The sequence below is a fragment of the Croceibacterium sp. TMG7-5b_MA50 genome, from assembly GCF_039830145.1.
GTDB lineage: Bacteria > Pseudomonadota > Alphaproteobacteria > Sphingomonadales > Sphingomonadaceae > Croceibacterium.
In genome coordinates this window covers 2,232,192-2,252,133 of sequence record NZ_CP156082.1, presented here as the reverse complement: position 1 = coordinate 2,252,133, position 19,942 = coordinate 2,232,192, and the positions used below count along the sequence as shown (strand labels likewise).

At 68.4% G+C, this 19,942-nt stretch carries 19 protein-coding genes; 17 read left to right on the top strand and 2 right to left on the bottom strand.

What is annotated here, in order from left to right; all coding sequences use genetic code 11:
* The first annotated feature begins 58 nt into the window (after positions 1-58).
* Positions 59-1,360, top strand: a complete 1,302-nt coding sequence (locus V5740_RS10650) for a homoserine dehydrogenase (protein WP_347302455.1) — start codon at positions 59-61, stop codon at positions 1,358-1,360.
* On the opposite strand, the gene V5740_RS10645 is transcribed toward V5740_RS10650, so the two are convergent.
* Positions 1,357-1,770 (bottom strand): hypothetical protein, encoded by a 414-nt coding sequence (locus V5740_RS10645; protein WP_347302454.1) that lies wholly within the window; start codon positions 1,768-1,770, stop codon positions 1,357-1,359. The two genes, V5740_RS10650 and V5740_RS10645, sit on opposite strands and share 4 nt — an antisense overlap.
* 140 nt (positions 1,771-1,910) lie before the next feature.
* Here V5740_RS10645 and glpX point away from each other — a divergent pair, with 140 nt between their 5' ends.
* From glpX to V5740_RS10620, 5 genes are all read left to right on the top strand, one after another.
* A complete protein-coding gene (gene glpX / locus V5740_RS10640; protein ID WP_347302453.1) occupies positions 1,911-2,912 on the top strand; it encodes a class II fructose-bisphosphatase in 1,002 nt (333 codons plus the stop codon).
* 59 nt (positions 2,913-2,971) lie between these two features.
* The gene (locus V5740_RS10635; RefSeq protein ID WP_347302452.1) at positions 2,972-3,475 is read left to right on the top strand and encodes a hypothetical protein; all 504 of its coding nucleotides are present in this window, start codon (positions 2,972-2,974) and stop codon (positions 3,473-3,475) included.
* A 99-nt stretch (positions 3,476-3,574) separates the two neighbouring features.
* Complete coding sequence (locus V5740_RS10630) at positions 3,575-6,106, top strand: DUF2235 domain-containing protein (protein ID WP_347302451.1); 2,532 nt, start codon at positions 3,575-3,577, stop codon at positions 6,104-6,106.
* 78 nt (positions 6,107-6,184) lie between these two features.
* Positions 6,185-7,120, top strand: coding sequence for a ribose-phosphate pyrophosphokinase (locus V5740_RS10625; protein WP_347302450.1), 936 nt, complete (start codon positions 6,185-6,187; stop codon positions 7,118-7,120).
* 204 nt (positions 7,121-7,324) lie between these two features.
* Entirely contained in the window at positions 7,325-8,119 is a 795-nt protein-coding gene (locus V5740_RS10620) for an inositol monophosphatase family protein (protein ID WP_347302449.1), read from the top strand.
* A gap of 33 nt (positions 8,120-8,152) precedes the next feature.
* Here the strand turns inward: V5740_RS10620 and V5740_RS10615 are convergent, their stop codons facing one another.
* Positions 8,153-8,905 (bottom strand): DUF6683 family protein, encoded by a 753-nt coding sequence (locus V5740_RS10615; RefSeq protein ID WP_347302448.1) that lies wholly within the window; start codon positions 8,903-8,905, stop codon positions 8,153-8,155.
* Positions 8,906-9,048: 143 nt separating this feature from the next.
* On the opposite strand from V5740_RS10615, the gene V5740_RS10610 reads away from it, so the two are divergent.
* The 11 genes from V5740_RS10610 (at position 9,049) to V5740_RS10560 (ending at position 19,861) form a co-directional block, all read left to right on the top strand.
* Positions 9,049-9,807: an SDR family oxidoreductase gene (locus V5740_RS10610; RefSeq protein ID WP_347302447.1), complete on the top strand. Its 759-nt coding sequence runs from the start codon at positions 9,049-9,051 to the stop codon at positions 9,805-9,807.
* Positions 9,804-10,202 carry a gamma-glutamylcyclotransferase gene (locus V5740_RS10605; RefSeq protein ID WP_347302446.1) on the top strand — a complete coding sequence of 133 codons (399 nt, stop codon included), beginning with the start codon at positions 9,804-9,806 and terminating at the stop codon, positions 10,200-10,202. The genes V5740_RS10610 and V5740_RS10605 overlap by 4 nt, the downstream gene beginning before the upstream one ends.
* Positions 10,203-10,322: 120 nt before the next feature.
* Positions 10,323-10,526 carry a 50S ribosomal protein L35 gene (rpmI, locus tag V5740_RS10600; RefSeq protein WP_347302445.1) on the top strand — a complete coding sequence of 68 codons (204 nt, stop codon included), beginning with the start codon at positions 10,323-10,325 and terminating at the stop codon, positions 10,524-10,526.
* Positions 10,527-10,562: 36 nt separating this feature from the next.
* Entirely contained in the window at positions 10,563-10,925 is a 363-nt protein-coding gene (gene rplT, locus V5740_RS10595; RefSeq protein ID WP_347302444.1) for a 50S ribosomal protein L20, read from the top strand.
* Between the two features lie 202 nt (positions 10,926-11,127).
* Complete coding sequence (locus V5740_RS10590) at positions 11,128-12,045, top strand: helix-turn-helix domain-containing protein (protein ID WP_347302443.1); 918 nt, start codon at positions 11,128-11,130, stop codon at positions 12,043-12,045.
* 81 nt (positions 12,046-12,126) lie between these two features.
* Positions 12,127-13,251: a phenylalanine--tRNA ligase subunit alpha gene (gene pheS, locus V5740_RS10585; protein ID WP_347304505.1), complete on the top strand. Its 1,125-nt coding sequence runs from the start codon at positions 12,127-12,129 to the stop codon at positions 13,249-13,251.
* Positions 13,248-15,638 (top strand): phenylalanine--tRNA ligase subunit beta, encoded by a 2,391-nt coding sequence (pheT, locus tag V5740_RS10580; protein ID WP_347302442.1) that lies wholly within the window; start codon positions 13,248-13,250, stop codon positions 15,636-15,638. The genes pheS and pheT overlap by 4 nt, the downstream gene beginning before the upstream one ends.
* An 86-nt stretch (positions 15,639-15,724) precedes the next feature.
* Entirely contained in the window at positions 15,725-17,242 is a 1,518-nt protein-coding gene (locus V5740_RS10575; protein ID WP_347302441.1) for a peptide chain release factor 3, read from the top strand.
* A gap of 16 nt (positions 17,243-17,258) precedes the next feature.
* Positions 17,259-17,954 (top strand): endonuclease/exonuclease/phosphatase family protein, encoded by a 696-nt coding sequence (locus V5740_RS10570; RefSeq protein WP_347302440.1) that lies wholly within the window; start codon positions 17,259-17,261, stop codon positions 17,952-17,954.
* A gap of 171 nt (positions 17,955-18,125) precedes the next feature.
* Positions 18,126-18,464, top strand: a complete 339-nt coding sequence (locus V5740_RS10565; RefSeq protein WP_347302439.1) for a P-II family nitrogen regulator — start codon at positions 18,126-18,128, stop codon at positions 18,462-18,464.
* Positions 18,465-18,493: 29 nt separating this feature from the next.
* Complete coding sequence (locus tag V5740_RS10560) at positions 18,494-19,861, top strand: ammonium transporter (protein ID WP_347302438.1); 1,368 nt, start codon at positions 18,494-18,496, stop codon at positions 19,859-19,861.
* Positions 19,862-19,942: the final 81 nt, after the last annotated feature.

The window sequence follows — 19,942 nt, the reverse complement described above, 5'->3', positions numbered from 1 at the left end:
GCCAAGCGCCGCGTCCGCCTCTAACCGGCCGGGCGCAGCAAGCAGGGGGAAAAATTTGATGGCCGCAGAACCGCTTCGCATCGCCTTGGCTGGCCTTGGCACGGTGGGTGGCGGCGTGATCCGCCTGCTCACCGCCAACGGTGCGCTGATTGCGCGGCGCGCGGGTCGTCCGATCGAGATCGTCGCCGTTTCCGCCCGCGACCGGGGCAAGGATCGCGGCGTCGACCTGTCGCGCTTCGCGTGGGAGGATGACCTGGCCCTGCTTGCACAGCGCGACGATGTGGACATCGTGGTGGAACTGATCGGCGGGTCAGACGGTCCGGCGCTGGCTCTGGCGCGCCGCACGCTGGGCTTGGGCAAGGGCCTGGTCACCGCCAACAAGGCGATGATCGCGCATCACGGCATGGAATTGGCCGGCGCGGCCGAGAGCGCCAACGCGCCCTTGAAGTTCGAGGCGGCGGTGGCCGGCGGCATTCCCGTCATCAAGGGCCTGCGCGAAGGGGCCGCGGCAAACGCGCTGACCCGGATCTACGGTATCCTCAACGGCACCTGCAATTACATCCTGTCCACCATGGAGGACACCGGCCGCGACTTCGCCGATGTGCTGAAGGAAGCGCAGGCGCTGGGCTATGCCGAGGCGGACCCGGCCTTCGACATTGAGGGCACCGACGCCGCGCACAAGCTGGCGATCCTCGCCGCAATCGGCTTCGGCGCGGGTGTCGCGTTCGACCAGGTGGAGGTGGACGGCATTACCCGCATCCGCGCCGCCGACATCGCCCGGGCGCAGGCGCTGGGCTATGTCATCCGGCTGATCGGCATGGCCGAGTGTGAGGAGGGCGGGACCCGCATGTTCCAACGGGTGCAGCCCTGTCTGGTGCCGCGCAGCCATCCGCTCGCTGCAGTGGATGGCGCCACCAACGCGGTCGTCGCGGAGGGGAATTTCAGCGGGCGCCTGCTGTTTCAGGGCGCGGGCGCCGGCGACGGGCCGACGGCCAGCGCCGTCGTGGCCGACCTGATCGACATCGCCCGCGGCGATGCGGGGCCGCCGTTCAGCGTGCCGGTGGCGGAGCTGGAGCCGCTCGCCGCCGCCGATGGCGCCACCCGCACGGGTCGCGCCTATCTGCGTTTCATCGTCGCCGACCGGCCGGGCGTGCTGGCGGAGATCACCGCCGCGATGCGCGATGCCGGCGTATCTATCGAAAGCCTGATCCAGCAGGGGCAAGCCGCAGAAGGTGGCGAGGTGCTGGTGGCGATGGTCACGCATGAGGGGCCGGAGCGGGCCGTCGCCCATGCGCTGGAACTGCTGCGCGAATCGCCCAGCCTGGCGCGTCCTCCGCTGGTCCTGCGCCTGATCGACTAAGTGCCGGAGTAGCGCGCCGCGTCCGACCCTGGCGGCGCCTCCGGTATGGCCTTCAGGTCGATGATCAGCGGATCCACCGGCTTCGCGCCGACGGGAATGCAGGCAGGCTCGCATGGCGGTATGCCGAACATGTCGGGCGCCTGCGGGATCCGATCGGGCGGCATGGTGCCATCGACGATCGCCTGCTCGGTCGGCGAGCGGAGGCCAGTGCCGTCCCACTCCTCCACCTGGCGGCAGACCACGATCTCGTTGCCGGTCGCCTGCGGGCATGGCTCCGGCTCGGGCCGCCGGGTGGAATAGCGAGCGGCTGCGTTCGCCAGCGCCTCCTCCGCCGTCAGCGACGGCGACCTTGTCTGGGCGAAAGCGGGCGCGGTTCCGAAGGTCAGGGCAGCGCACAATAGGTATCGCATCCTTACCCGTTCCGCCTGCTGGTGCCGCGTGTCGGAACGTGTCTTCGCCCGGTCTTGCAATACATGCAAGCCAGTCTCGACAATTGCTGCATCGCACCTTACCCGTAGCTTCAACATTCCCGCGTAAGGAGCATCTGCCCATGGTCACCCAGAAGCTTACTCCGCCCGGTAGCAACGTGCTCGATCGTGTTCTCGTGCTGGAAATGGTTCGCGTGACCGAGGCCGCCGCCATCGCCGCGTCCGACTTGGTCGGCCGCGGTGACGAGAAGGCGGCTGATGCCGCCGCGGTGGAAGCGATGCGACGCGCCTTTGACGAGCTGTACATGGACGGCACCGTGGTGATCGGCGAGGGTGAGCGGGACGAGGCGCCCATGCTGTTCATCGGCGAGAAGGTCGGCGGCGCGCCGGGCAAGGGGCCCAAGATCGACATCGCGCTTGACCCGCTGGAAGGTACCACCATCACGGCCAAGGCTGGTCCCAACTCGCTGGCGGTGCTGGCCGCGGCGGAGGAGGGCGGCCTGCTGAACGCGCCGGACGTTTACATGGAAAAGGTCGCGGTCGGCCCTGGCTACCCGTCCGACGTCATCAGCCTGGACAAGAGCGTGGAGGAGAATGTCCGGGCTGTGGCTGCGGCCAAGGGCGTGGAGCCGTCCGACATCATCTGTTGCGTGCTGGATCGCCCGCGGCATGAGGAGATGATCGCCAAGCTGCGCGCTCTGGGCTGCGGCGTCGTACTGATCGGCGATGGCGACGTCGCGGGTGTGATCTCCACCACCGATCCTGAAACCAACATCGACATCTACATGGGCTCGGGCGGCGCCCCCGAAGGCGTGTTGGCCGCCGCGGCGCTGCGTTGCGTCGGCGGGCAGTTCAATGGCCGTCTGCTGTTCCGCAACGATGATGAGCGGGAACGGGCGAAGAAGTGGGGCATCACCGACCTCGACCGCGTCTACAAGCTGGAGGACCTTGCCAAGGGCGACTGCATCTTCGCCGCCACCGGCGTCACCAACGGATCGCTTCTGGCGGGCGTGAAGCGCCGCCGCCGTTCCAACGGTGATCGCGTGATGACCACCGAATCGGTGGTGATGCGCGCCAGCACCGGCACCGTGCGCTGGATCAAGGGCGAGCACCGCATCGGCTGACGGCACTTTCCGGTCCGCTCCGACGTTCAGTCGCCGGACGGGCCAGGAGTGTGCGAGCCATGAGCGAGACGGCCAAGCGCGACGATCCCAAGCTGTGGGACAAGGTCAAGAAAGAGGTAATCGCCAGCGACAAGGGCGGCAAGAAGGGCCAGTGGTCCGCCCGCAAGGCCCAGCTGGCGGTGCAGGAATACAAGGACGAAGGTGGCGGCTACATCGGCAAGAAGGATGCCGACAATAGCCTGAGCCAGTGGACTGAAGAGGACTGGGGCACCAAGTCCGGCAAGAAAAGCGGCGATACCGGCGAACGCTACCTGCCCAAGAAGGCGCGGGAGGCCTTGTCGGCGGAGGAATACGCCCGCACGACCGCCAAGAAGCGGCGTGACACGAAGCGGGGCAAGCAGTTCTCCGCCCAGCCCGATGACGTGGCGGAGAAGACCGCCCATTACCGCGATGGTCACGATGGCGAACCGACCAAGGCGGAGCTGATGGCAGAGGCGCGCAAGCGCGATATTCCTGGCCGGTCAAAGATGACCAAGGCGGAACTCGCAAAAGCGCTTAAATAGTTGCGCCCCTAATCAGCGGCTTGGTGCAGGCGCCTCTCCGCTCCGCTTGACCGGAGGCATCGTCGGGCGCAGCCTCCCTGCGGGCACAGGGGTGACGCCATGGCTGACACGGACCGCGCATCGAAGGACGAGGGTGGGGCGGAGCCATCGCCCGCCGACCGGGCGATCGTTCTGTTCTCCGACGGTACCGGCAACAGCAGCGGCAAGCTGTTCAAGACCAATGTCTGGCGCATGTACGAGGCGGTGGACCTCGGCCCGGTGGAAGGGGGCAAGCGGAAGCAGATCGCCTTCTACGACAATGGCGTCGGCACGTCGGGCTTCCGCCCGCTGGCGCTGCTGGGCGGCGTTTTTGGCTTCGGCCTGAAGCGCAACATCCTGGAGATCTACCGCTACGCCTGCCGCAATTACCGCCCGGCGGAGGAGCAGGGGCGCGGGGCGGAGCCGCTGGGCGGGGATGCGATCTACGCCTTCGGCTTCAGCCGTGGCGCGTTCACCATCCGTTTGGTGATCGCGCTGATCGCCAGCCAGGGTTTGGTTATGGCCCGTGACGAGGCCGATCTCGCCCGGCTCAGCAACGATGCCTATCGCGCCTTCCGCGCCGACTTCCTGCCGCGCAAGCTGCAATGGCCGACGCGGGCGCTGCGCTGGCTGCGGGGGCAGCTGATCGTCGGCTGGCGCAGGTTGCGCGGCCGGTCGGTCTACGATCAGGCCCTGAACTACCGCCCGCGGATCAGCTTCGTCGGCGTGTGGGATACGGTCGCCGCCTATGGCGGGCCGATCGTGGAGATCACCCGTGGCATCGACAACTGGTTCTATGCCCTGTCCATGCCCGATTACTGCCTCAGCCCGCGGGTTGAGTGCGCCCGGCATGCGCTGGCGATCGACGATGCGCGCGACGCCTTCCATCCGCTCTTGTGGGACGAGGTGAACGAGGAGAGTGTCGCGCACAGCCATCCAGATCGTGCCGGCCGGATGCAGCAGGTCTGGTTCACCGGGATGCACGCCGATGTGGGCGGCGGCTATCCGGACGAGAGCCTGAGCTTCGTGTCGTTCCTGTGGATGCTGGAGGAAGCGCAGAAGGCGGGGCTGCGCACGCTGGGCAACATCACCGACCGGTTCCGTGCCCTCGCCAACAGTGCCGGGCCGCTGCATGACAGTCGTGCGGGGGTGGGGGCTTATTACCGGTACCAGCCGCGCAACATCGCCGCTTGGCTGGACGGTTGCGATCCGACGTCGATCATCGCCGACCCTGCGCTTCGCCATGCCGATGGCCGGCAGAAGGGATTGCTTCGGCGGGTGCAGGTGCACGAAAGCGTGATCGCGCGCATCGCCGACGGCACCGACCGCTATGCCCCGTTCAACCTGCCGGCGGCCATCACCATCATCCCCGAAGGCCGCGGGGAGATGGCGGCGCTGCCCGACAGCGAGACGCCCGGCGTGCCGCCGCCGCCCGAACAGCAGCCTCCCCGGCCGATGATCACCGATCATCTGCGCGCCCTGGTGGAGCATGGCGCACTGGGCCGGGCGCGGGTCGCGACGCTGCAGCGGGTCTGGGACCGCGTCTGGCTGCGCCGGGGGCTTTACTTCACCACGCTGGCGCTGACGGCGCTGCTGGTCGCGATGCCGCTGTGGATCGAGGCCTGGTACGCGCCGCCGTTCCTGGCCGATGGCCGCACCTGGGTGGGCGAGCTAATCCGGCTGCTGGCTGTGGTCACGCCGGTGCTGGCGCGGGGCCTTATAGAGACGGCCGCCGACAACAGCTTCTGGTTCGCCATGCTGGTCGGCGCAATCATCCTGCTCCTGTTCTGGAGCAGCCGGCTCGACCGCCGCATGAAGCAGGAGGCGCGCGAGGTCTGGCGCGTGGTCACCGGGCAACTCGACATTGCGGATGTGGTGCCGGGCGGCCCGGTGGACCGCGATGGCCGTCCCTCGTGGATCCAGCGCCTGCGAACCTCCCGCTTGTATCGCTGGCCGCTGCGGCGCCTGAAATGGGATGTGCTGCCCTTGCTGGCGGTCCTCATCCTGGTGCTGGTGCTGGGCTGGGCCGGGGCGGGCCTCCTCACCCAATTGCGATTGCCCCGGATGGAGCAGGGCCGCGCCTTTTGCCCACAGCGGTCGGCGGCACAGCAACTGGACACGGTGACGTTCAATCTGGCGACCGCCGCGACCTGCACCACCAGCCGGCGGCTGGTGAAGCGGGACGAGCGGTATTCGGTGCTCCTGGAAGTGCCGGTCAGTGACCGCTGGTACGACGGCCCTGTCGCCGCGACGCCGCGCGGCCTCTCCGCGGGGGAGCTGGGCTGGGCCGGCTATCTCGGCGTGCCGTTCCGCCGCGTGATCCGCGCGCCGTACCTCCAGCCGATGATCGCCATCCGGCGCGGGGCCGGCAGGCTGCAATGGTGGGACCGGGTGCACATCGAACCGCTGTCGCTGCGCCAGAGCGTGGAGCGGCCGACCCTATGGCGCGGCAGCTTCACCGCCGCGCGCAGCGGTGAACTGGTCTTGTTCGTGAACGAGGCGGTGCCGCCATGGGGGCGGCCGGACCGGTTCTACACCGGCGCGGACCATGGCAATCGCGGGCGGGCCAACGTCACGATCCAGGGCATCCCGTCGCCGCAGGAACGCCCCTGATCCGTCACGCGGTTTGCAATCGTGTGACGCTCCGTTAAGGGCGCGCCGAACGCAGCAATCCGGGAACGGTTCCGCCCCATGAAGATCCTCGCCGGCAACGCCAACCTGCCGCTCGCCCGTGCGATCGCAGGTTACCTGGAACTGCCTCTGACAGATGCCACCGTCCGCCGGTTCGCGGACGAGGAGATCTTCGTCGAGATCAACGAGAACGTGCGGGGGGAGGACGTCTTCATCGTCCAGTCCACCAGCTTCCCGGCGAACGACAACCTGATGGAACTGCTGATCGGGATCGACGCCCTGCGCCGGGCCTCGGCCCGCCGGATCACCGCGGTGGTGCCGTATTTCGGCTATGCCCGGCAGGACCGCAAGCCCGGCCCGCGCACGCCGATCAGCGCCAAGCTGGTGGCGAACCTCATCACGGAAGCGGGCGCCAACCGCGTCCTGTCCGTCGACCTGCATGCCGGGCAGATCCAGGGCTTCTTCGACATTCCGACCGACAACCTGTACGCCGCGCCGGTCATGGCGGCGGACATCCTGGCCCGGTACGGCAGCCAGGATCTGATGGTCGTATCGCCCGACGTGGGGGGCGTGGTGCGCGCCCGGGCTCTGGCCAAGCGGCTGGACAATGCCCCGCTGGCGATCGTCGACAAGCGGCGCGAGCGGCCCGGCGAATCGGAGGTCATGAACATCATCGGCGACGTGGCGGGGCGTAACTGCATCCTGATCGACGACATCGTCGATTCGGGCGGCACGCTGTGCAACGCGGCCGCGGCGCTGATCGGCGCGGGTGCCAAGAGCGTGGCGGCCTACATCACCCATGGCGTTCTGTCGGGCGGCGCGGTGGCGCGGGTGGCGAACAGCGCGCTGACCGAACTGGTCATCACCGACACCATCTTGCCGACCGACGCTGCGCGCGACTGCGCCCGCATCCGGGTGCTAACGGTGGCCCCGCTGATCGGTGAGGCGATCCGCCGCATCGCCGACGAAAGCAGCGTGTCGAGCCTGTTCGACTGACGGGTTTGCGCCGGAAGTTGACACTAAGTTGACACCTACCACGGCCCCCATTGACGCGATCGGTGGCGGGCAGTCGGCAGGCGTAAGGACGTATGCGGCAGGGCATGGCGCGACATGGGCGCGTCATGCCAGCAATCCTTGTTGTAGGACAGCGCCGCCCACCCTTTGTAGCCAAACACCGGGTCACCGATTAGATCGCGTCCCATGAACCTTTTCACCGAACTTGCCCTCGCGCACCGGCTGGCCGATGCCGCCGGCGCGGCGATCCTGCCCCATTTCCGCACCGCCATGGACGCGGAGCGCAAGGGGGATGCCAGCCCCGTCACTGTCGCGGACCGCGCGGCGGAGGAGGCGATGCGGCGCATCCTGACGGCGGAGGTGCCGCAGGACGGCGTGCATGGGGAGGAGTTCGGCGTCAGCGAAGGGCGCAGCGGGCGGCAATGGGTGCTGGACCCGATCGACGGCACCGCCAGCTTCCTGGCGGGCCGTGCGACCTTCGGCACGCTTATCGCGTTGCTGGTAGACGGCTTTCCCGTGCTGGGAATCATCGACCAGCCGGTGCAGCGCGAACGCTGGGTCGGTGTCACCGGCCAGCCCACCACCTTCAACGGGCAGCCGGTCCAAACAAGGCGCTGCCGCGAACTGGCGGAGGCGACGATCGCCACCACCGGGCCGCATTACTTCACGGCGGAGGAGGGCGACACCTTCATGACGCTGGCGCAGCAGACCGATCACCGGCGGATGATCATGGGCGGCGACTGCTACAATTATGCGCTGCTCGCCAGCGGGCACCTGGACCTGGTGTGCGAGGCGGGGCTGAAGCTGCACGACTTCGCCGCTTTGGTGCCGGTGGTGGAGGGCGCCGGCGGCACGATGTGCGACTGGAACGGGGAGCCGCTACACGGCGGCAGCGCGGGCCATGTGCTGGCGCTGGGCGACCCAGCCCGGCTGGACGACGTGCTGGAGGCGATGGGCGGCGCGCACAATCACGCACATTGACCGGCGCGGAAGGTCGCCGGTTCCGCCTGCCCGTTACTGCATGACGAAGCCATTGGCCGTCAGCCGCATGGCATCGAGATCTATGCCCACCGTACGGGCCCCCTGGCGGACCGATCGCTGCAACTGTGGCATCAGTTCGGGTTGTTCCCGCGCCAAATCGACCATGCCGTCGATCATCGCGGCCTGGATCCACAGGCTTTCGGCCATCTGCTGCCTGGTCGCGTTGTCCGCCTGTACCACCTGCGGGGCAGTGGCGAGCGCCCGGTGTGCCTGCGCCTGCACCGCCTGCATCTCGTCCGGGGTAGAGGCGCGGTTGGACCCGCGCGCGCCTTCCCATGCGGTCATCCACCAGAAGGCATAGGCATCGCCGAGATTGTCGATGGCATAGCCATGGGGAGCCAACGCCGCCGCCATCTGCGCGAAGATGTCGGTGCCGGCGAACAATCGCTCCATGGCGGAGGCGCTTTCGGGATTCTGCCGGCGGGTCTGGGCGACTAGATCCGCCAGGTTCGTGTTGCGCCGCTGAAGAGAGGGCACATAGGTGAGCGCATCCGACGGCGGCGCCGTGACGGCGGGGGCGGATCGATCCGGCTGCTCCGCGTCGCCATCGGCTTCGTCGTCGGCGCCCGCACCGGGACACTGCCCGCCGGGGCACGGGTTCAGGACGACCGGTTGCATGATGGCGGCGGTATCGAACCAGATCTGCGCCCCGGCGGGCATGGCGGCGAAGACCGCGGCGAGGAATAGCGTGAGCCGCAGGGGGTTGAACTGACGCAAATCGATCATCCTTTGCCGGGTAGGCCCATGGCTGCGCTGGGGCTGGCCGCCGGCAGACTACACATACGTGCCCGCCCGGCTATGGTTTTCAGGCCGACAATCATGATGATTGCCTCGCGGCACCGTCGGCGTGGCTGGTCGTTGTGGCGGGCATGAGCGAGCGGACCATCCTCGTCACCGGCGGCGGCAACGGCATCGGCCGGGGCACGGCGCTGCACTTCCATGGCCTGGGCTGGCAAGTGATCGTGCTGGACCGGGACGAGGAGGCGTTGGCGGAGCTTGCCGCATTGCTGCCAAGCGACACTTGCCTGACCATCACGGCCGATTGCGGGCAGGAAGCGGACGTCCTCGCCGCGTTCAAGCAGATCACCAACTGGCTGGGCGATGATCCGCTGACCTGCCTCGTCAACAATAGCGGCATCGCCGATCCCCATTGTGGACCACTGGAGGATCTGGCGCTGGCCGATTGGCAGCGCTGGATCGATGCAAGCCTGACCGCCGCCTTCCTGTGCAGTCGGGCGGCACTGCCGCTGCTGCGCCGGGAAGCGGGCGCCAGCATCGTCAACATCGCGTCCACCCGCGCGTTGCAATCCGAACCCGACACCTTCGCCTACGCCGCGGCGAAGGGCGGGCTGGTCGCGCTGACCCATGCGTCCGCCGTGTCATTGGGGCCGGCGATCCGCGTCAACGCGGTCCTGCCCGGCTGGATCGAGACCGGCCGCTGGCAGAAGGCGGGCGTGCGTGAGGAGCGCGCGCACAGCGAGGCCGATCGTACGCAGCACCCGGTAGGTCGGGTGGGCGAGGTGGCCGACATCGCCCGCGCGATCGAATACCTTGCCGCGGCCGGCTTCGTCACCGGCCAGCAATTGGTGGTGGATGGCGGCATGACCCGGAGGATGATCTACGCATGAGTGCCCTGTTCCTGTACGGGGTGCTGCGCCCCGACGTCGCCCCCGAAACGGTGCGGCCGCTGCTGGATGGGATCGGCCCCGGCTGGTCGGCCACCGTACCCGGCAGCCTGTGGGCCATCCCCGATCCGCAGGGCTGGTATCCCGCGCTGCTGCCGGGCGAGGGCATCGTGCAGGGCACCTTCCACGAAGCGGGCGACGTGGACATGGATGCGCTCGCCCGGTTCGAAGGGTCGGACTACACGTTGACGCGCGTGACCGTCACCAGCGCCAGCGGGGAACTGCCGGCGGTCGCGTGGCTCTACACCGCGGACCTGCCCAACACGGCGGAGCGGATCGCCAATGGCGATTTCGCCGAATGGCTGGCCGAGACAGGTCGCACGCCATTCGCGCCATAGGCTTGCGAATCCGCGCGGGCGCAGGTAAGGGCCCGCGCTTCACCGACACGTGAATTGCCGCCGGTCTGGCCACAAGGGCTGCCAGGGCCGGTTTGGACGTGTCCCGAACAGGAGACGAAAATGCCCAAGATGAAGACCAAGAGCGGGGTCAAGAAGCGTTTCAAGATCACCGCCACCGGCAAGGTCAAGCATGGCGTCGCGGGCAAGCGGCACCGGCTGATCAGCCACAACGCGAAGTACATCCGCCAGAACCGCGGCACCAGCGTCCTGTCCGATTCGGACGTGGCGACGGTGAAGAAGTGGGCCCCGTACGGGCTCGACTGAGCGCGTTGCAGCTGCTGATCGAAGGAAACTGAACCCATGTCACGTATCAAGCGCGGCACAACCACGCGCGCCAAGCACAAGCGGATCCTGGACCAGGCCAAGGGCTATCGGGGTCGCCGCAAGAACACCATCCGCGTCGCGCGGCAGGCGGTCGAGAAGGCCGGCCAGTACGCGTACCGCGATCGCAAGATCAAGAAGCGCAACTTCCGCGCCCTGTGGATCCAGCGCATCAACGCGGCGGTGCGGGCCGAAGGCCTAACCTATTCGCAGTTCATGCACGGCGTGAAGCTGGCCGGGATCGAGCTGGACCGCAAGGTCATGGCCGACCTCGCCATGAACGAAGGCGCGTCCTTCGGCGCGATCATCGCCCAAGCGAAGGCGGCGCTGCCCGCCGCCTGATCCCTCCACGGGATTGAGCCGTAAAGGGGCGCGGATGGCCGGCTGGCTGTCCGCGCCCCTTTTGCGTCGGGTCACGGATCGACGGAGCATGGCAGCGCCAACCATTAGCGATCTTGCCAAACCTGTCGGATTGATGAACGATGCTGTCCGGGAGTCGGCATCGGGGGGAAAAGATGCCGGCCGGAACAGGGTCGCCATCACCATGCACACCGGCACTTCGATCGAGGTGCGCTATTTCAAGTTGAGCGCCGCGCTGCAGCCCTATTTCACGGCGCTGTACCTGTTCGACTTCCACGCGCCCGGCGACACGCGGATCTCCGATTGCCTGTATCCCGAATGGGCGGCGTTGCGCTTCGCCCCCGGGGCGCAGCTGCGGGGCGCACTAGGCCGTGGCCCGCTGCAGGAGACGTGGGACTTCGTGTGTACCGGGCCGACCAGCCGGGTGCTGCATTTCGATGCGAGATCGTGCTGCGCCTGGGGCCTGGGCCTGCAGCCGGCGGGTTGGGCCAGGTTCGTGGATGCGGCCGCGGGCGACTTCGCCAATCGCCTGTTCGACGGATTGAGCGAACCGGCCTTCGCCCCGTTCGCCCCGCTGCTCGACATCGTAAGCGAGCCGGGGGAGCCGGTGGAGGCCAAGGCGACCCGGATCAACGAATACCTGGAAAGCCTGCCGCCCGGGCCCGCCGCCCGGCGGGCGGACCAGGTGGCCGCGGTGCACACTGCGTTGCGTGATCCGGCGATCGCCAACGTATCGGAAATCGCGGAGCGGGTGGGCGTGGGCACACGCACGCTGGAGCGGATCTGCGCGCGCTGGTTCGGCTTCCCCGCCAAGCAGGAACTGCGCCGTCAGCGATTCTTGCGGTCCATGGCGCGCTTCATGCTGGCCGATTTCCGGTCGTGGAGCGATGCGCTAGACGAACGCTATTACGATCAGGCGCAGTTCGTGCGCGACTTCCGCTCCTTCATGGAGATGACGCCCAGCGAATATGCGGAGATGCCGCACCCGGTGCTGCACCCGATGCTGGCGCAGCGGCTGGTCGATCAGGGCGTGGTCTCCATGGGCGAACTCGCGCGGCTGAAGGATGCGGTGGTGCAGCCGGCGGGCCGCCGACGCAATTAGAGGCTTGGGCGCGCGGCGGCGGGGCGTTACAGCGCCGCCCCGATGACTGAGACCGATCCTGCCGCCCCCGACCTCACCTCGATGAGCGTCGATGCCCGCACCCGTATCGCCGATGCTGCCGATCTCAACGCGCTGGAGGCGGTGCGCGTCGCGCTGCTGGGCAAGCAGGGCAGCATCTCCGCACTGATGAAGACCTTGGGCGCCATGGCGCCGGAGGAGCGGCAGGCGCGCGCGCCCGCAATCCAGGCATTGCGGCAGGAGGCGGCCGACGCCATCGCTGCGCGCAAGGCCGCGCTGGAAGGGGCCGCGCTGGAGGCGCAGCTCGCCGCCGAGGCGCTGGACCTGACGCTGCCCGCGCCCGAAACGCCGCGCGGCACGGTGCATCCGGTCAGCCAGGTGATGGACGAGCTGGCGGAGATTTTCGCCGATCTGGGCTTCGCCGTGGCGACCGGGCCGGAGATCGAGGACGACTGGTACAATTTCACCGCGCTCAACATGCCCGAAAGCCACCCGGCGCGGGCGATGCACGACACCTTCTACTTTCCGGATGGCGCGCCGAAAGGTGGGCGTACGGCCTCAAGCAGCGAAGCGGTAGGCCAACAACAAGGCCGCATGTTGCTGCGTACGCACACGTCGCCGGTGCAGGTGCGGACCATGTTGGCGGAGGGCGCGCCCTTGCGGATCATCGCGCCCGGCCGCGTCTACCGCAGCGACAGCGATGCCACGCACACGCCGATGTTCCACCAGATCGAAGGGCTGGTGATCGACCGCGACATCCACCTGGGCCACCTGAAGTGGACGCTGGAGACGTTCCTGAAGGCGTTCTTCGAGCGGGACGATATCGTGCTGCGCCTGCGGCCCAGCTATTTCCCGTTCACGGAACCGAGCGTCGAGGTCGATGTCGGCTTCGCGCTGGCCGACGGGAAGCGCGTGCTGGGTGGCAGCGGCGATGCGCCGGGCCATGGCTGGATGGAATTGCTGGGCAGTGGCATGGTCAACCGCCGCGTGATCGAGATGAGCGGGCTTGACCCCGATGAATGGCAGGGCTTCGCCTTCGGCGTTGGCGTCGATCGGCTGGCCATGCTGAAATACGGGATGGACGATCTGCGCGCCTTCTTCGACGGCGACGTGCGCTGGCTGGCGCATTACGGCTTCAGCGCGTTCGACCAGCCTACCTTGTCTGCCGGCGTGGGAGCACGCGCATGAAGTTTTCGCTCGCCTGGCTGACCAGCCACCTCGACACGCAGGCGACCGCCGCCGAGATCGCCGCCAAGCTGAACGCGCTGGGCATCGAGGTCGAGGGGCTGGACGATCCCGCCGTCGCGTTGCAGGGGTTCCAGGTGGCGGAGGTGCTGACCGCCGCGCCGCACCCGCAAGCCGACCGGTTGCAGGTGCTGACCGTCGATACCGGCAGCGGCGATCCGCTGCAGGTGGTGTGCGGCGCGCCCAATGCCCGCGCGGGGATGAAGGGCGTGCTCGGCCTGCCGGGCGCGACCGTGCCGGCGAACGGCCTGGTGCTGAAGAAGAGCGCGATCCGCGGGGTCGAGAGCAACGGCATGATGTGCTCCGTGCGCGAACTGCAGCTCGGCGACGAGCATGAGGGCATCATCGAGCTGCCGGCGGATGCACAGGTCGGCATGGCGGCGGCGGCGTTCTTCAACGCCTCGCCCGTGTTCGACGTGGCGATCACGCCCAACCGGCCCGATTGCATGGGCGTGCATGGCATCGCCCGCGACCTTGCCGCCGGGGGGCTGGGCACGCTGAAGCCGCTGCCGGTGGAGCCGGTGGCGGGCAGCTTCCCCTGTCCGGTGACGATCCGCACCGACGATCCCGCCGGCTGCCCCGCCTTCTTCGCCCGCGTGATCCGCGGTGTCCGCAACGGGCCGAGCCCGCGCTGGTTGCAGCAGGCGCTGCTGAGCGCCGGGCAGCGGCCGATCAGCGCGCTGGTGGACGTTACCAACTTCCTGTCGCTGGGCTTCGGCCGGCCGGCGCATGTCTATGATCTGGCGAAGCTGACGGGTCCGGTGGTGGCGCGGCGCGCCGGTTACGGAGAGGAGGTGCTGGCGCTGAACGGCAAGACCTACCGCCTCGACCCCGACATGCTGGTGATCGCCGACGATGCGGGCGTGCATGACATCGCCGGCATCATGGGCGGCGAGGAATCGAGCGTCACCGACGGCACGACCGACGTGCTGCTGGAGATCGCCTACTTCGATCCGGAGAGCATCGGCGCGACCGGCCGCAAGCTCGGCATCGCCAGCGATGCGCGTACCCGGTTCGAGCGGGGCGTGGACCCGGCCTTCCTGGCGGACGGGCTGGAAATCCTCACCTCCATGATCCTGGAGATGTGCGGCGGCGAAGCGTCGGAGGTCGTGCGCGCGGGCGAGCCGCCGCTGGCAACCGCCGTGATCGCGTTCGATCCGCAGCTCACCCGCCGGCTGGGCGGCGTGGACGTGGCGGAAGGGGAACAGCGCGCCATCCTTGGCCGGCTGGGCTTCGCCGTGGCGGCGGACTGGACCGTGACCGCGCCGACCTGGCGTCCGGACATCGTCGGCCCGGCCGACCTGGTGGAGGAGGTGGTGCGGGTGCACGGGCTGGATCATGTGGCCAGCGTCGCGCTGCCGCGGGCGGATGGCGTGGCGCGTCCCACCGCCACGCCGGCGCAGCTGACCGAACGGCGCGTGCGCCGCGCGGCGGCGGCGCGCGGGCTGATGGAGGCGGTGACTTGGTCGTTCCTGCCCGTTGCGGCAGCAGATGCCTTCGTGGCCGAGGGCGAGCAGCCCTGGGTGCTCGACAACCCGATCAGCGAGGAGCTGAAGGTGATGCGCCCGTCGTTGCTGCCCGGCCTGCTGCTGGCGGCGGCACGCAACCAGGCACGCGGCGCGTCCAGCCTGCGCCTGTTCGAGATCGGCCGCCGCTATGGCCGCAGCCCCGATGGCGCCAGCGCGGAGCGGCCGACGCTGGGCGTGGTGCTGGCGGGCGAGAGCCGCGCGCGCGGCTGGGCCAATGGCAAGGCGACCGGCTTCGACCCCTTTGGTGCCAAGGCGGAGGCGCTGGCCCTGCTGGCGGAGGCCGGCGCGCCGGTCGACAAGCTGCAGGTGATGGGGGATGCGGGTCCGCAGTTCCACCCCGGCCAGTCGGGCACGTTGCGGCTGGGACCCAAGGTGGTGCTGGCCCGCTTCGGTGCGCTGCATCCGGCCACCCTGAAGCAGTTCGACCTCAACGGGCCCGTCGTCGCGGTCGAGCTGTTCCTGGATGCGATCCCGCTGCGCAAGTCGGCCGGCTTCGCCCGCTCTGCCTACAGCCCGCCGGCGCTGCAGCCGGTGCTGCGCGACTTCGCCTTCCTGGTGCCCGCCGCGCTGCCGGCAGGCGACCTGCTGCGTGCGGTGAAGGGTGCGGATAAGGCCAACATCGTGGAAGCGCGGCTGTTCGACCAGTTCAGCGGCGCCGGCGTGCCGGAAGGGCAGAAGTCGCTGGCGATCGAGGTGGTGCTGCAACCGCAGGGCGAAAGCTACACGGAAGGGGTGCTGAGCGGCATCAGCGACAAGGTGGTGGCCGCCGCGACCAAGCTGGGCGCTGTGCTGCGGGGCTGAGGCAGCCTGTCCTCCCCATCGGTGATGGGGAGGATCGAAGGTGTGCAAGTGGACGCCGCCCCCGTGCCCCGCTACTGGCGCCGGCCATGTCCAATCGCCGCACCTTTGCCATCATCTCCCACCCCGACGCCGGCAAGACCACGCTGACGGAAAAGCTGCTGCTGAGCGGCGGCGCCATCCACCTGGCGGGCGAGGTGAAGGCCCGTGGCCAGGCGCGGCGCGCCCGGTCCGATTGGATGAAGATCGAGCAGCAGCGCGGCATCTCCGTCACGTCCAGCGTGATGACGTTCGAGCGGGACGGGATTACCTTCAACCTGCTGGACACGCCGGGGCACGAGGATTTCAGCGAGGATACCTACCGCACGCTGACGGCGGTCGATTCCGCGGTGATGGTGATCGACGCCGCAAAGGGCATCGAGCCGCAGACCCGCAAGCTGTTCGAGGTGTGCCGCCTGCGGTCCGTCCCGATCATCACCTTCATCAACAAGGTCGACCGCGAAGGGCGCAGCGGGTTCGAGCTGCTGGACGAGGTGGCGGATGCGCTGGCGCTGGACGTCAGCCCGCAGAGCTGGCCGGTCGGCATGGGCGGCACATTCCAGGGCGTACTCGATTTCGCCAGCGGCACGATCAGCCGCCCGGAAGGGCCAAGCCGCGAATGGCTGGGCGGGCGCGACAGCGAACCGGTGCCGGACGAGTTGGCTGAGGAGATCGAGCTGGCGCAAGCGGGCTATCCCGAGTTCGATGGCGAGGCCTATCGCAACGGCGACCTGACGCCGGTCTATTTCGGGTCCGCGCTGAAGAATTTCGGGGTGGAGGAGCTGATCGGCGCCATCGCCGCGCACGCCCCTCCGCCGCGTCCGCAGCCCGCCGATGGCGGCAGCGTCGGGCCGGAGCGCGAGGAGGTGACCGGCTTCGTGTTCAAGGTGCAGGCCAACATGGACCCGCAGCATCGCGACCGGATCGCCTTCATGCGGATGGTATCGGGCACCTTCAAGCGCGGTATGAAGCTGGTGCCGAGTGGCCTGGGCAAGCCGATCGCGGTCCATTCGCCGATCCTGTTCTTCGCGCAGGACCGCGAGATCGCCGACACGGCGGAGGCGGGCGACATCATCGGCATCCCCAATCACGGCACGCTGCGGGTCGGCGACAGCTTGAGCGAGCGGAACGATGTTCGCTTCACCGGCCTGCCGAACTTCGCGCCGGAGATCCTGCGCCGCGTGGCGCTGGTCGATCCGACCAAGACCAAGCAGTTGCGCAATGCGCTGGACGACCTCAGCGAAGAGGGCGTGATCCAGGTATTCTACCCGGAGATCGGCGCGCAATGGATCGTCGGCGTTGTCGGGCAGCTGCAGCTGGAGGTGCTCGTCAGCCGGCTGGAGGCGGAATACAAGGTGGCCGCGATGCTGGAGCCATCGCCCTTCGCGACCGCGCGCTGGATCAAGGGGCCGGCCGCGGCGCAGGAGCAGTTCGCCAGCTTCAACCGCGCCAACCTGGCGCGGGACCGCGATGGCGACATGGTGTTCATGGCCAAGAGCCCGTGGGACATCGGCTACCAGCAGGAAAAGCATCCCGACCTGACGTTCAGCGCCACCAAGGAGCGGTAGGAGCGTTGGTGCGGCGATGCGCCTGACCTTCGCCAGCTACAACATCCACAAGGGCGTGGGCCGCGACCGGCGGCGCGATCCCGAACGCATCCTGACCGTGCTGCACGAGATCGGCGCCGACGTGGTCGCGTTGCAGGAGGCGGATCGCCGTTACGGCCAGCGGGAGACGGTGCTGGATCGCGCGCTGCTGGACGAGCATCACTGGCAGGTGGTGCCGGTCGCGATGCGGCCGCTGTCCATGGGCTGGCACGGCAATGCCCTGCTGGCGCGGCGCGGGATCGAGGTGCTGGGCGGCGAGGCTATCACCCTGCCCACGCTGGAGCCGCGCGGCTGCGTCATGGGTCGGCTGGCGCATGAGGGGCGGAGCTTCGCCGTCTTCGGCATGCATCTCGATCTGTCCGGGCTGCTCCGCCGCCGCCAGATCGCCGCTGCCTGCGTTGCGGCAGATGGCTGTGCCCTGCCGGCGGTGATGATGGGCGATCTCAACGAATGGTCGCCGCGCAAGGGGGCGCTGACCGCGTTCGGCGGCGATTGGCAGGTGCTCGATTGCGGACGTTCCTTCCCCAGCGGGCGGCCGTTGGCGGCGCTGGACCGCATCGTCCATTCGCCGCACTGGACCTGCACCGGCGTGCGCGTCCACCACAGCGCGGCGAGCGCGGTAGCCAGCGATCACCTGCCGGTGGTGGCGGAACTGGAGCTTGGCGACACCTGACGCTGCCTGTTTTTTAGGCAGTTGCTTACACTTTTGTTGCACTGCAACTAGGCAGTGCACCGCTGCGCTCGCGACATACTTTGTAAACGCCTGCCTTTCGGGTTTGGCACGATCCTTGATTGGTTGCCTGCTGTGCCGGGGATCGTCCGGCAAGGGCATCAGGGGCAGGGCATGAAGTTCATCATCGCCATCATCAAACCATTCAAGCTGGACGAGGTGCGCGAGGCGCTGGGCGCCATCGGGGTCGCGGGCATGACCGTGTCGGAGGTGAAGGGCTTCGGCCGGCAGAAGGGCCAGACCGAAATCTACCGCGGCGCGGAATATTCCACCAACATGCTGCCCAAGGTGAAGCTGGAGATCGCGGCGAGCGACGCGCTGGCCGCGCAGGTGGTGGAAACCATTCAGCAGACCGCCAGCACCGACAGCATCGGCGACGGCAAGATCTTCGTGCTGGACCTCGCCTCCACCACGCGCATCCGCACGGGCGAGACGGGCGAGAACGCGCTGTGAGCGGGGGCACGACCATGAGGGGGACCAACATGATCCGCAAATTTGTGAGTGGGGCGGGCGCGCTGGGCGCCGGCCTGTTCGCCGCCACTGCCGCGTGGGCGCAGGATGCCGCGCTGCAGGCGGACGAGGTGATCGAGCCGGTGACCGCCACCGTCGACAAGGGCGACACCGCCTGGATGCTGATCGCCACCGTGCTGGTGATGGCGATGATCGTGCCGGGCCTGGCGCTGTTCTACGGCGGCCTGGTCCGGACCAAGAACATGCTGTCCGTGCTGACGCAGATCCTGGCGGTGGCGAGCCTCGCCATGATCGTGTGGGTCATGTTCGGCTACGGCCTCGCCTTCGGCGGCGACGCCAACCAGTTCATCTCCTCCGGCAAGTTCTTCCTGGCGGGTGTCACGGCGGACAGCACGGCGGCGACCTTCACCGAAGGCGTCTCCATCCCCGAATACGTGTTCATCGCGTTCCAGATGACCTTTGCCGCGATCACCGTCAGCCTGGTGGTGGGCGGCCTGGTGGAACGCATGAAGTTCTCCGCCCTGATGGTGTTCGCGCTGGTGTGGCTGCTGATCGTCTATTTCCCGATCGCGCACATGGTCTGGTACGCCGGTGCCACGCCCGAAACGACCGGCCTGATCTTCGGCTGGGGTGCGCTGGACTTCGCCGGCGGCACGGTGGTGCACATCAATGCCGGTGTCTCCGCACTGGTCGGCGCGCTGATCCTGGGGCCCCGCCTCGGCTACAAGACCGAGATCATGGCCCCGCATTCGCTGACCATGACGCTGATCGGCACCGGCCTGCTGTGGTGCGGCTGGTTCGGCTTCAATGCGGGTTCCGCGCTGGAAGCCAACGGTTCCGCCGCGCTGGCGCTGATCAACACCTTTGTCGCGACGGCGGCGGGCGTGCTGTTCTGGATGCTGACGGAGCGGGCGCTGGGCCACAAGGGATCGCTGCTGGGCGCCTGTTCCGGCGCGATCGCGGGTCTGGTCGCGGTGACGCCGGCGGCGGGCAATTCCGGCCCGTTCGGCGCCATCCTGCTGGGCGCGATCGCCGCGGTGCTGTGCGCGGTGTTCGTAGTCAGCATCAAGCCCAAGCTGAAGCTGGACGACAGCCTGGACGCGTTCGGCATCCACGGCATCGGCGGCATCATCGGTTCCATCGGCACCGCCTTCACCATGCTGCCGGGCCTGGGTGGCCCGGGGGCCGAGGATTACGACCTGGGTGGCCAGCTCGGCATCCAGATCGCCGCGGTGCTGCTGGCGATGGTCTGGGCAGCGGTCGGCGCGGCCATCGCCTTCACGATCGCCAAGCTGGTGACGGGCCTGCGCGTCTCCCCCGAAGTGGAGCGCGAAGGCCTCGACCTCGGCGAGCATGGCGAGCGGGCCTACAATTACTGACGGATCAACCGCCCCGCCGCACCCTCCTGTGGTGCAGTGCGGGGCGGTTCCACGACGTTCCTCCTGCGAACGCACCTCATC